Origin of the sequence: Mesorhizobium sp. M0894, from assembly GCF_040319725.1 — a bacterium.
GTDB lineage: Bacteria > Pseudomonadota > Alphaproteobacteria > Rhizobiales > Rhizobiaceae > Mesorhizobium.
Genome location: NZ_JAMYOG010000009.1, coordinates 233,188 through 245,258, shown reverse-complemented (window position 1 = coordinate 245,258; position 12,071 = coordinate 233,188). Strand labels below are relative to the sequence as shown.

The following is a 12,071-nucleotide window of genomic DNA, read 5'->3' as shown; positions in this document are numbered from 1 at the left end:
CGGCCTCCCCCAGCGCCCTGGGGGGCTGGTTGGTATAGCCGATATAGCCGCTTCTCATGTGGTCTGGCAATCCGGGTGAGGGGGCACTTGCCCCTATGCCATTGCTACAGTTGAAACGAAGGCCGGCGTTCTTTCGCGCCCCCCTCTGCCCTGCCGGGCATCTCCCCCTCAAGGGGGGAGATTGGCTGTCATCGGCGCTTTCGCCAATCACCAGCGTTGCAGGATGAGCGCCAAGGCGGAAGCCGCGATCTCCCCCCAAGTGGGGGAGATGGCCGTCAGGCCAGAGGGGGGCGCTGTCCCGCCGACCTATCAGTCGATGGCATTAGCGTACCCGCGCAAGTTCCAGCTCATCACAGTTGAAACGAAGGCCGGCGTTCTTTCGCGCCCCCCTCTGCCCTGCCGGGCATCTCCCCCTCAAGGGGGGAGATTGGCTCATCACGCCTTCCCCGCCGCATACTCCAGCGCCACCACGCCGTTGCTGAATTGCCTGGCAAACACCAGCTCGAGCGGCAATTGCGCGCCGGGCGGGAACAGCAGCTTGCCCTGGCCGACAGCACCGGGGTAGCTGAGCAGCCGGATGCGGTCGACAAGGCCGTGGCGCAGCAGTTCCTGCGCGACGCTGAGGCTGCCATGCACATAGATGTTGCCGCCGCTGCCTTGCTTCAGCCCTCTGACCGCGTCCGGCAACGCGCCAGTCAGCAGCTCGGCCGGCTGCCAGTCCAGCGCCGTCAAACTGGTCGACGCGACATATTTCGGCAGCGCATTGAACCGGTCGGCGAAATCTCCGGTCTCCTTGGGCCACGAGCCGGCAAAGATCTGATAAGTCGTGCGCCCCAAAAGCATGGCGCCGCTGTCGGCAAGCTCGTCGTCCTTGAATTTTTGCATTTCATCGTTCCAGGCCACGCTCGGCAGCTTTTCAACCTCGGCAATGCCATCGACGCTGATGAATTCGGTGATGATGAGTTTTCTCATGGCGGGTTCCCTTCTGTTGGGGCGGCCGTGCGGGCCTTATGCGAACTGCGCCGTCAACTAGCGCCGCGCGTTGTCAGGGGGAGGGGCTTTCCCCATTCGCTTCCAAAGACCGACACCGTGGGAAAAGCGTCTCCGACCTGCCCGTCGTTCGGTCATGCCACAAGGTCCGCGTCGGGCCCCTATCGGGTCTGGTTAGTAGTTACGGGCTGCCTACAAGTTGGCAATACCGGCTTTCAGCAGTCCTTCGCGGACGTGCTGCACGTCAGACTCCTGGGCAAAGTGCAGGGTGGCGATAAATGGATCGAGGTCGAATTGGGGATCGAGCGTTCTGATCTTGCCCAGATGCGCCGCAGCCGCGATTTCGTCACCGAGCCAGCCGTAGCAGGCAGCGGCGAAAGCGTGCTGAACCGAGTCCATGGTTGACAGATGCATGAAAGCTTCGATCGCCTCGCCATACTGGCGCGCGGCGAAATGCGCCTTTCCCAGATGGCTCCAGAATCTCTCCGGGTGGTGCGGGTTCAACTGCATTGCCTTGCGGATCCATTCGATTCCCTCTTCCGGCCTCCCCAGCCATGTCAATAACTCGCCTTGCTGCACCACCACGAGGTCGTAATTGGGATTGAGGGCCAGCGCCCGCTCTTGATGGTAGCGCGCTGTGGTCAGCTCATTGTTGTTCACGTTCACTGCCGCGAGGATGCGGTGGACATCGGCATCGTTGTTGTCCAGCGCCAGCGCCCTGTCCAGCGCTGCCATAACGTTGTTCCAGACGGCATCCCTGTCTTCGCACCAGTTATGGACCCAGGCCTGGCCAAGAATGCAGGCCCGCCAGGCATGGGCATGGGCATAATCGGGGTCGAGGGTGACGGCCCTTTCTATCAAGGTTTGCGCGCGTTCATTATCCGCAATCGTGCTTCGGTGATGCAGCACCTTGGCAGCAAGCACACATTCATACGCGGCCATGTTTGCAGGTTTCGCCCGCGCGAGCTGGTCCCGCTGAGCCGCCTCGACACGGCCCGGCAGCGTGGCTGCGATCGCCGCGGTCACCTCGTCCTGAATCGCGAATATGTCGACCAGCTTCCGGTCATATTTGTCTGCCCAGATATGAGCGTCATTCGCCGTGTCGATGAGCTGAACCGTCACGCGCACCCTGTCGCCGATCTTGCGGACGCTTCCCTCCACCAAATATTGGACGTCGAGTTTCTCGGCCACCTCGCGCACATTCACGGCGCGGTTCTTGTAGACGAAGGCGGAATTGCGCGAGATGACGAACAACTCATGGTGGCGGGACAGTTCGGTGATGATGTCCTCGGTCAGTCCGTCCGCGAAAAATTCCTGCTCGGGGTCGCCGCTCATGTTGCTGAATGGCAGCACCACTATCGAAGGTTTCGAGATGGATCGCTTTGCCTCGACTTGTGGCAGGACAGGACTGTCAAACCCAACGCGATAGAGGCGAACCGGGCGGCTGATGTTCTTTAACGTCTTCTCGCCCAGGTCCTCCATGGCGATTTCGAGACGGTCGGCAATTTGGGTCGCCACCGCTGCGGTCACGCAGATACCGCCGACGTCGGCGAGTTGCTCGATGCGCGAGGCAATATTGACGCCGTCGCCGAAAATGTCGTCATCGTCGAAAATGATGTCGCCGAGATTTATGCCGATCCTGAATTCGATGCGCCGTTCTTGCGGCACATCCGAATTGCGCCGTTTCATGCGCTGTTGGATTTCCACGGCGCATTTCACGGCATCGGTCACGCTCTGGAACTCAACGAGCATGCCGTCTCCGGTGGTCTTGATGATCCGGCCCTTGTTCTTCGCGATGGCGGGATCGACCAGCTCTATGCGATGGGTGCGAAGGCGTGCGAGCGTGCCGGATTCATCGGCCTCCATTAGCCGACTGTAGCCCGCCATATCGGAAGCCAGAATTGCGGCTAGTCTCTGTTCCATCGCTGAACCAAAAACCAAGCCTACGCTTCCTGTGCTGCCAAATCCAGCAATTTGGGCTTGTGGCTGGATCAAGACATCTTCCTACCCGCAGCAGCAAGAAAGGGCGGATCAGAACCTTCCGCCTTCCGCCTGGTGGCTGCGAACTCGATCGCATCAATGGCGGGAGGGATCCGCGCGGCGTCAAGCTCGTCGAGGCGATATATTTCAGCAGCGCGTTGAACCGCTCGGCGAAGTCTCCGGTCTCCTAGGGTCACGAGCCGGCAAAGATCTCTTAGGTCGTGCGCCCCAGAAGCATGGCGCCGCTGTCGGCAAGCTCGTCGTCCTTGAATTTTTGCATCTCATCGTTCCAGGTCACGCTTGGCAGCTTCTCGACCTCGGCGATGCCATCGACACTGATGAACTCGGTGACGATGAGTTTGGCAGCGTGCTCCTCGTTGTGTCAGAGGACGGATGGCGCGGGCCTTCTGCGACACGCGCCGTGGAAAAGAGCGCGGCGCTTAGGGGGAGGAGCTTTCCCTAGACGGTTCAAAAAGGCCGATACCACGGGGAAAAGCTTCTCCGACCTGGACTAACCTCCCAAGATCGGATTTTGGTGTTCTGAGGCAGATATCCCCAAAGAACGCATTGCAGGAAGATCATGGGATTCGGGGTTTTCATTCATCGCTCAGATTCGATCTACAATGACCGCCCCGCCGAGCAATACCAGTTTCCTCATCCGTATCTGCGCCGCGTCGAAGCATGCGTTGGTGACTGGATCATCTATTACGAGCCCAGCAAGGTAGACGATACCCGCGGCTATTACGCCGTAGCCAAAGTCCAACAGATCATTCCCGATCCTGTGACGCCTGATATGTACCTCGCTCTGATTGAGCCCGGAACCTATCTCGATTTCGTCAATCCCGTTCCATTTAACGGAACTGATGGCCTCGTTGAACGAGGCTTACTCAACGACCAAGGACGGGTTTCCGGTCGCGCTCAATCGGCCGTCCGCCCAATCAGTCCAGCCGATTTCAACCGCATCATCGATCTGGGACTGGACACGAATGAGTTGTTGCTACCGCGCGTAGACGAGGTCGGCACATCTATCGGATTTCAGGATGAGCAGGCTCCATTCGAATTCGAGCAGAGCCGTGATCGCGTAAGCTACATCGGATCGCGAATTGTGCGGGACCGCATTTTCCGTCGCATCGTCTTGCGCGCCTATGATGAGCGGTGCGCGATCACGGGACTCAAGCTGATAAATGGCGGCGGTCGAGCGGAGGTTTCCGCCGCCCATATTCGGCCGGTCGAAGCGACCGGCCCAGATGTCATTAACAATGGGATCGCACTGTCAGGTACAGCGCATTGGATGTTCGATCGCGGGCTGATCAGCCTATCTGACGACTTGGAAATCATGATCTCCCGGCACGTCAACGATCTCGATAGCGTGCAGGCATTCATAAACAAGACTCGCCGCGCGCTTTCGCCGGGCCGACAGCTTGAACGCCCCCATCCTCGTTTCTTGCAATGGCACCGTGAGCACTGCTTCAAGCAGTGAAGCGCCGCCGGCGTGTTGGTGGGAGTTGGAACGGCCACTTTTGACCCTCAGTGGACCTTCCGAGGTGCAGCGCGCATGACAGGTTTGCGCCGCATGTCGGTCATTCCACCGGCCACTCCTGCCCTCCAGAAGCGGACATCGATGTCAACACAACCGGCGAACTTGCGCTACGTACGGGCGTTCCTACCCACGCAGTAATACGTCGTGGACGAAGTTTAGAACACCAACCCAGCCAGAAACTCCTGATAGTCCTCCGGCAGTCCATGCTGCCGCGCCCCGTCACGGATATGGGCTAGATACATGGCGTTTGGCGCAGGAGGGTTAGGAGTGGCCACCGCCACATAGGTTTCGACGGCCACTAGCACCCCTCCAATTTCAACGGTGATCGGAACGCGATTGTAACCATTCCTCTCAGCTGAGCGGTCGGCGCGATAGCCTTCGCTCCGGTCCAAGGATTCGAGGTCGACGGCATTAAGTCGATGGACAACACCCCAAACGTCGTGGCCGTCCGCTGGTTCGACAGAAGACACGCCGCATTCCCGACGGTTCGACAGACGCGGGAATATAAGCCGGTGGCCGCGAAGTACCGCATTGCCAACCTTCACACGATCGGGACAGCGCATATCCATCTGCGCATCGTCCATGTTTGAGCCGTATCCAAACACAAGGGTCATTAGATCACCTGGGCAACAAGGCATTCAAAAGGAAGCGATTGCTCAGGCGGCGCCGAGCCTGATTTCCTCCATCCGCATCTCGATGCGATCGTTCAGACCTGAAGTCATCTCCAAGAAAAGGTCAATGTCTTGAGGTTCAAAATATGTGGCCCTGAGCGTTTGCATGCTGCTGATCGCGCCCTTGAAAGGTCTGACGATGTAGGTCGAGGCGTCCGTGTGGGCGTGCTCCTCGTTGCGCAAGACGATAAGCCGATCATGCAGGTCCTGCTGGTCCTTGGTGAACTGCAGGAGCCGCTTCGGAAAGTTGATGTTGCCCTTGCCGACCACAAAGGGTCTGCAATAGGCCACGATCATTGTCGTAGTGAGCGACACCTGCTGGATGTAGATGCTGCCGCGGCGAAAATATGGTGGGGCATGCCACCTTTTCTTCAGGAGAAATCGGGCACAAAGCTGGGCCGTGCCAATATCGGACTGGGAAACCAAGAGTTTGCCGAACAAGGCATGCTCGCGCGCGCCTAGCAGTAGCTCTTCTGTTTTCTGATCTGCATTTCGCTTACGCTTCATCGCTCACTCTTACGATTTTTCAGAGCGGGGGCGGTAGCGCTAAACTAGGCGCGAAGTGGTTGTTCGACGGTTGACCGCCATAGAACCTGAACCTTCCACCACGAAGTCCAGGCGGTATCAAACGACGGCCGCGTCATAAGCGGCCCTCTGCAATCTTGGAGGTTCGTTCCCGCGCTGGGGGACAGAGACCTGCTGATGCTGTCAGCACCGATGAGTGCCTGGACAGTCTAGCTAACCGAAAGCTGCTGGTAAGCGGCGATCCGTCGGGGATAGGCCTTAAGAGGCAGGCGGGCCTAGGCGTTTTGAGCAGCTTCCAATGTCGATACTGCTGCAGCAGGCGCTGGCTCCACTGACACTTCCGCCGCGGGCACGAATGGTTGCGGCGCCTGGCCCTCCAGAACTTCGCACAACGCCTTTCCGAAGCTGATCAGCATATCGATATCAGTTTGGATTTGCTCGGGACTGCTCGACTGCCCCCCATTAAGAGCGTGCGCAATATCGTTCCGGCGATCGAAGAAGTCGTTTATTCCTGTAAGGAGTTTCCCATGCGCCTTCCCATGCTCAGTCTCTCCGAAAATTTCGAGAAGGCTCTGCTTATGAGAGCAGCGTTCACATACATCCTTGAGGCCCGACACCTTGAATAGGGAGTTGATCTGCGTTGGATGCATGTTGGTTTCGTTGTGGATCAGTTCCCGATAGATGTCCTTCGAAAGATCACCCTTACAGAAGTCGTAAATCACCGAGAACTTCGCTTGGGCGATGCCGAACATCTCGCCGCGCTTGCCTTGGGCATCGAACTTCACCTTCCCCAGTCCGTCCATTGTGCGCTTCCACGCAGTACTGGCCAAATTGGTAGGCAGCTTATCGAACGACGGCGCGCCGCTAACAACAGCTCGCGCGAACTCCCGTGCCATTTCCCGCACGAACTCCTCAAAAGTTGCGGCGACTAGCAGCGTCGCGGAGTTCGCGGCCGCGATTCTCGATCTCGGCTGATACTTGGTATCGGCGAAGGTGACTACCAGCGACCGAATGGCTTCGACGTCTTCGACGAAATCCTCGACAATAATCTCAAAAGCGCTGGCCATTGCTCATTCCGGCCGCAGGATACCGCGAAGCAGCGCGATGCGCTGCTTGACCGCGGTCGCCGTATTGCCTTGTCCCGTCAGGATCGGAAGAAGGTCGGGGTTGGCCGCCGTGTCCATCATGCGTGAACGCACTGCAGCCGCGTCGGCCATTATCTCCGTGCGATGTGCCCAGAGGTCGCTAATTGCAACCATCGACGAGTCATAGATAGCTGCAGAAACACGTTCTCGCCCCTTCTCGTCCGGAGGCAGCAAGAAAGGCTTCTTCTCAAAGAGTGTGTACAGGAACGTGAATCGGTCGATGTACTCCTGCCTCAATGCGTCCGCTTCAGGATCGGTAAGTTCTTTCTCCATAGCCCGGTCGAGCATCGACTTCATCGAGCCGCGAATGTTGGTGTCGTCCTTCAGCGCGAAATAGCGCAGGACCAACTGACAATCGGCCATGCTGGCGTAGAGAGTATTCTTCTGGCGCTGAGGATTCTCGTAGTAATCGTTCGGGTCTGTCTCGACGTAGGCGGGAATGTCGAAGACTTCCGTAAAGAGCTTGTTTCGCGTGAGCTCGACGATTATGCGATTAAGCGGGCCGGGATTAAGGGCATTCCGGATTTCTTGAGGGTTCAGCTTCGTCCCACCGGTGTTCAGGCGGTCGAAGATAAAGCGTCGAATATCCGTCATGCTCAGGCGGTTGCCTGCGCTTTCAGAAGCGCTTTCCAACAGCAGTACGATCGCGGACAGGCTTGCCCGGTCCAGCGCTCGCTTGATGCGGGGCGGGCAGCGAGAGTATCGGATGCCGTTGAGGGGTTCGAGAACGGTTAGCGACGACAAGGCGAAGTCGCCAGCAATAAACTCCTTGACGGCGTTGAGGCGTTGTTGGCCGTCCATCACCTCGTACCTGGCAGCGTCGCTTTCATACAGGAACACGGGAGGGACCGGTATGTTGAGTAGAAGCGACTCTATGAGCTTGGACTTCTGCGCCGTATTCCAACGTAGCCGGCGCTGATACTCCGGCCGCAGGTTCAGCACTTCACCCTTGTCGATCAGATCGCGGATCTGCGGGAGAAAGAAGTTGTTCGTTTGAAAAACGATGCGAAAAGCATTTTTGGAAAAGAACTCGTCCGGGTCTACGGGCGGAACGCTTGGCGATACTTCTTCGGGAATTTCGTCCGTCTCGCCGAATACGACTTCAACATCCATCGATGACCCCCACGCGATAGCCGGACACTAATAGTGAGCAAGTGGCATCACGGCAAGCCGTTCAACCGGTGTTGAGGGTGCTTTGCATCCGAAAGCGGTCGTTCATTCCTTGCCTTCTACAATCGCGTTTGGGCCGTTAGGCTGTTTCAGGCTGGACCGGCGGCGAGAACGTGTGCAGCCTCGGGATCGTGGTGGGAAGGGAGCGAGAGGATTCATGCCGACGACGATGTGTGATCTTGCGAAGACGCTGCCGCTGCTGATTGGCCGTCTCCTAGACCGAGAGGCGAAGCTCAAGCGGGGACGGTTTCGCGAGGAGACGATGACCGACATCTTCACCGGCGCACTCGCGGCATTCGCCGGGCCCGAACTGGTCATTCAGTATCCGATCGAGGCCGTGACGGGCGGTGACCTTGATCTGTGCTTCTGGCACATAGCGACCGGTCGCGAACTCCAATTGAGGATTCAAGCCAAGCGCCTAAGCGCCGCATTCAATGCCAAGAAGGCAGTGAACATAGCGCACCGCTCCTACCACGAACTGCTGCACAAGCCGCCGCGTTCGGCGAAGTTCCAGTTTGAGACGCTCGCTGACGCACCGCCGCCTTGGGTGCCGCTGTACATGTTTTACAATCACCAGTCGGCTGCGGATGACCCATACTTCGCAGGGGTCGGACCGACGGTGAGCGGAGTGAACCTTGCGTTTGCTGCTGATGTCGTGAAGGAGTTGAGGCTTAAGCTTAACGCGGCGAAAGCCAAGCCGAAGTCAGTCAAGCACCACAAGCGCCTAAGCCATCTTCGCGAGCGCCTGTTCGGTCTAGAGGCGATCCTATGCCCGGGCGGCGATTGGGAGGGAGCGGGCGTGCCGCCGCCGGACGTGGTCTCCGCCTCACTTCGCGAGCGGTGGGCGGCGCGCGGCAAGGGAACTGCGCGGACGAAGGACGAGGATATCATCCTGCGCATCCTGTCAGAACCGTTGGAGATGCTTCCTGACGGGCGCTTCGGACGACGCATTCCCGACGGTCCCTCCATAAGAGTGGACCGGACAGTGGAACGCCCGATAGTCACCTTCATCTCTGGCCGAACCGACGACGATCGCACGCCTATTATCACCGAAGAATCCGAAAGATGGTCGCGCTGATTTCGGGGCGCGTTTGACTGATCGCTTCATCATTGATCTGCCCAACAGCGGACGGCGCGCGATAGGCCATCAGTGGTAGCGACCGAGCGCCAAGTCTGCCGTTTAGATCTAGGGTTGTTGCAGGTGATCCCGGATGCTGCGGTTCGACGCGCGGCTACCCGCCTCTGGTGGTCAACGGAATGGCTGCTTGTTGGTAACTTCGTCCCGATAGCGGACAAGCAGCTTTCGTGAAGAGTTTCGGGCGCCGGCAGAAAACCTGCTCAGCAATGACCCCGTCTGGCGCAAGGCGGTCATTGACGAACAACCGCGTCGCCTGCTCATCATTCCCCCTTGCCATCCCCACATCCTTCGTCCTAATCTCCCCCCTGAGAAAACCTTTTCCCAAATCGCCCCGCAGCCGCTGACCCCACCATTCAGCACCCGCAGGGGCCATAAGAGAAAAGCTTTTCTCAAAGGGGAGGATCGACATCCAAATCATGGCGTCCGACGTCCAGCCAACGCCCGCAAAACAGCCGGTCACCCTCCGCGAGGTGGCGGCGCTTGCCGGCGTCAGCGTGGCCACGGCGTCGAAAGCGCTGAACGGGCAGGGGCGGATGACTGCCGAGACGCGGACCCGTATTCGCGAGACGGCGCAGCGGCTTGGCTTTCGCCCGAACAGCCTGGCGCAGAGCCTGTTGCGGCGGCGCTCCTTTACCGTCGGGCTGTTGACCAACGACACCTATGGCCGCTTTTCGCTGCCGCTGATGGCCGGCGTTTCCGATGCGCTGGTCGATGCCGGCGTCTCGGTGTTCCTGTGCAATGTCGAGGACGACCCGCGCCTTGCCCAGCTGCATGTCGATGCCATGCTCGACAAGCGCGTCGACGGCATCATCGCCACCGGCAAGCGCATCGACCGCCATCTGCCGGTCGACCTCGCCAATCTCGGCATTCCGGCGATCTACGCCTTCACCGAGCCCGATCCCGGCTCCATCGCTTTTGTGTCCGATGATGCCGGCGGGGCGCGGCTGGCGGTCGAGCATTTTTGCCGGCTGGGGCGGCGGCGCATCGCCCATGTCAGCGGTCCGGCGAGCTTTGCCGTGGTGCATGCGCGGGCCGAGGCCTATCGCGCGGTGCTGGCCGAGAACGGCCTGCCGGTCATGGAGCCGCTGCTCGGCCCGTGGTCGGAGGCTTGGGGGCATGAGGCGGTGGCAAAATTGTTCGACGGCGAGGGGTTCGACGGCACGGGCGAAAAGCCCGATGCGGTGTTTTGCGGCAACGACCAGATCGCGCGCGGCGTCATCGATGCTTTGCGCGAGCGCGGTATCGGCGTGCCGGACGAGGTCGGCGTCATCGGCTTCGACAATTGGCAGATCGTCGCCGAGGCAACCCGCCCGCCACTGACCTCGGTCGACATGAATCTCGCAGCACTTGGCCGCGAGGCCGGCCTTGCCTTGCTTTCGCTCGTCGGCGGCGAACCCGCTCTGCCGGGCATCAGAAAACTGCCGTGCCGGCTGGTGGTGCGTCAGTCATGCGGCCGTCCGCCGGACGGCTGAACGAAACGGGCCGTGTCGATTGTCACCCTCTTGTGGGGGCGCGGCTAAATTAAGACGCTAAATTAAAACCATGTGGAGGAGAAGCATGAGAACCACCATTACCGGGCTCGCCATCGCCGCGAGCATTTTCGGCACGCTGGCAACGGTCGGCTCGGCCGCCGCCGACACCGCCAACATCTGGGTTCGCGCCGACGGCTCGAACTTCATGCCGCGCATCGTCGATGCCTTCAACAAGGGCCATCAGAACCAGATCAAGCTCGACATCATCCCCAACGCCGAAATCATCCCGAAATACGGTGCGGCCGCCGCCGGCGGCACGGCGCCCGATGCGCTGTCGCTCGACCTGATCTACACGCCGTCCTTCGCCGCCGCCGGCCAGCTGGAAGACATCACCGACTGGGCGAAATCGCTGCCCTATTTCGCCAGCCTGTCGCCGGCGCATGTCAAGACCGGCACCTATAAGGGCCGCATCTACGGGCTGCCGTTCTCGGCCGACTCCTCGGTGCTGATCTGGAACAAGAAGCTGTTCAAGCAGGCCGGCCTCGACCCGGAAAAAGGCCCGACCAACTGGGCCGAGATCGAAGCCGACGCCGAAAAGGTCAACGCGCTAGGCGGCGACATCAAGGGCTTCTACTTCTCCGGCAATTGCGGCGGCTGCAACATCTTCACCTTCACGCCGCTGATCTGGGCCTCGGGCGGCGATATCCTCACCGAGGACGGCTCCAAGGCGACGCTGGACACGCCGCAGATGCGCGGCGCCATCGACCTTTACCGTTCGATGGTCAAGAAGGACCTGGTGCCATCAGGCGCGCAGACCGACACCGGCTCCAACTTCTTTGCCGCCTTCGCCACCGGCAATATCGGCATCTCGCCATCCGGCGCCTTCGCCATCGGCGCGCTCAACACGCAATATCCCGACATCGACTACGGCATCACCTTCCTGCCGGGCAAGGATGGCGCCTGGTCGTCGTTTGCCGGCGGCGACAATTTCGTCGTCACCAAGGGCACCACCAAGGTCGCGGTGGTGAAGGAGTTCCTCGACTTCGCCTATTCGCTCGAGGGCCAGACGATCCTGGCGAAATATGGCAGCCTGCCGGTGCGCGGCGACATCGCCAATGAGGCGCTGAAAGACCTCGACCCGCGCTACAAGGTTGCCGCGGAGGCAATGTCCAAGGGGCGCACGCCCTATTCGGTGGTGTTCAACGATCTGATCAACTCCGCCAACGGTCCGTGGAACCAGATGATGAACGAGGTCTTCTTCGGCGAAGACGTCGACGGCGCCATCGCCAACGCACAGGAAACCATGCAGTCGATCATCGATTCGGCGCCGCAGAAGTAAAGCGCCGGCGCTCCGGCCGCCCGCCTGTCTCCCTGGGCGGGTGGCCGGGCAATTGCGTCGGAAGACCGCCCGCAACTTACGTTGGAAGGACCGATTGTTAA

The 12,071-nt window shown here is 59.8% G+C and carries 10 protein-coding genes; 4 read left to right on the top strand and 6 right to left on the bottom strand.

The features are described 5' to 3' along the window. Positions 1-435: 435 nt before the first annotated feature. Together NKH91_RS19560 and NKH91_RS19555 are read right to left on the bottom strand one after the other, a co-directional pair. On the bottom strand, positions 436-972 hold the full coding sequence (locus NKH91_RS19560; RefSeq protein WP_352481306.1) for a dihydrofolate reductase family protein: 537 nt from the start codon (positions 970-972) through the stop codon (positions 436-438). 210 nt (positions 973-1,182) lie between these two features. After that, entirely contained in the window at positions 1,183-2,913 is a 1,731-nt protein-coding gene (locus NKH91_RS19555) for an adenylate/guanylate cyclase domain-containing protein (RefSeq protein ID WP_352849478.1), read from the bottom strand. Positions 2,914-3,550: 637 nt separating this feature from the next. Between NKH91_RS19555 and NKH91_RS19550 the strand changes: the two genes are divergently transcribed. Beyond that, positions 3,551-4,450, top strand: coding sequence for an HNH endonuclease (locus tag NKH91_RS19550; protein ID WP_352849463.1), 900 nt, complete (start codon positions 3,551-3,553; stop codon positions 4,448-4,450). 215 nt (positions 4,451-4,665) lie between these two features. Here the strand turns inward: NKH91_RS19550 and NKH91_RS19545 are convergent, their stop codons facing one another. From NKH91_RS19545 to NKH91_RS19530, 4 genes are all read right to left on the bottom strand, one after another. Beyond that, positions 4,666-5,124 (bottom strand): gamma-glutamylcyclotransferase family protein, encoded by a 459-nt coding sequence (locus NKH91_RS19545; RefSeq protein WP_352849464.1) that lies wholly within the window; start codon positions 5,122-5,124, stop codon positions 4,666-4,668. 42 nt (positions 5,125-5,166) lie between these two features. Then, positions 5,167-5,688, bottom strand: a complete 522-nt coding sequence (locus tag NKH91_RS19540; protein ID WP_352849466.1) for a hypothetical protein — start codon at positions 5,686-5,688, stop codon at positions 5,167-5,169. Positions 5,689-5,981: 293 nt separating this feature from the next. Next, the gene (locus NKH91_RS19535; protein ID WP_352849468.1) at positions 5,982-6,773 is read right to left on the bottom strand and encodes a HEPN domain-containing protein; all 792 of its coding nucleotides are present in this window, start codon (positions 6,771-6,773) and stop codon (positions 5,982-5,984) included. Positions 6,774-6,776: 3 nt separating this feature from the next. After that, positions 6,777-7,964, bottom strand: a complete 1,188-nt coding sequence (locus NKH91_RS19530; RefSeq protein ID WP_352849469.1) for a GmrSD restriction endonuclease domain-containing protein — start codon at positions 7,962-7,964, stop codon at positions 6,777-6,779. A gap of 214 nt (positions 7,965-8,178) precedes the next feature. Here NKH91_RS19530 and NKH91_RS19525 point away from each other — a divergent pair, with 214 nt between their 5' ends. From NKH91_RS19525 to NKH91_RS19515, 3 genes are all read left to right on the top strand, one after another. After that, positions 8,179-9,099, top strand: a complete 921-nt coding sequence (locus NKH91_RS19525) for a DUF6615 family protein (RefSeq protein WP_352849471.1) — start codon at positions 8,179-8,181, stop codon at positions 9,097-9,099. A gap of 476 nt (positions 9,100-9,575) precedes the next feature. Then, on the top strand, positions 9,576-10,631 hold the full coding sequence (locus NKH91_RS19520) for a LacI family DNA-binding transcriptional regulator (protein WP_352849473.1): 1,056 nt from the start codon (positions 9,576-9,578) through the stop codon (positions 10,629-10,631). Between the two features lie 85 nt (positions 10,632-10,716). Then, positions 10,717-11,970 carry an ABC transporter substrate-binding protein gene (locus tag NKH91_RS19515; protein WP_352496165.1) on the top strand — a complete coding sequence of 418 codons (1,254 nt, stop codon included), beginning with the start codon at positions 10,717-10,719 and terminating at the stop codon, positions 11,968-11,970. The last annotated feature ends 101 nt before the right edge of the window (positions 11,971-12,071 follow it).